The sequence below is a fragment of the Paraburkholderia sp. SIMBA_053 genome (assembly GCF_046534895.1).
Classification (GTDB): domain Bacteria; phylum Pseudomonadota; class Gammaproteobacteria; order Burkholderiales; family Burkholderiaceae; genus Paraburkholderia; species Paraburkholderia caledonica.
Genome location: NZ_JAWRXU010001851.1, coordinates 1 through 232, shown reverse-complemented (window position 1 = coordinate 232; position 232 = coordinate 1). Strand labels below are relative to the sequence as shown.

Annotated in this window: 1 pseudogene; it reads right to left on the bottom strand. The window is 68.5% G+C overall.

Annotated features, from left to right (window positions below):
- Nucleotides 1–232, bottom strand: a pseudogene (locus SB753_RS41945) (aliphatic sulfonate ABC transporter ATP-binding protein); the annotation flags it as partial.

The window sequence follows — 232 nt, the reverse complement described above, 5'->3', positions numbered from 1 at the left end:
ATCGAGCGCGATCCTGCCCTCCTCGATCAGCAGAATGCGATCGCCGAGCGCGACGGCTTCCTGCACGTCGTGCGTGACGAGCAGCGCAGTGAAACGGTGCTCACGCCACAAGCGCTCGATCAGCGCGTGCATTTCGATGCGCGTCAACGCGTCGAGCGCGCCAAGCGGCTCGTCGAGCAGCAGCAGTTGCGGCCGATGCACGAGCGCGCGCGCCAGCGCGACGCGCTGCCGC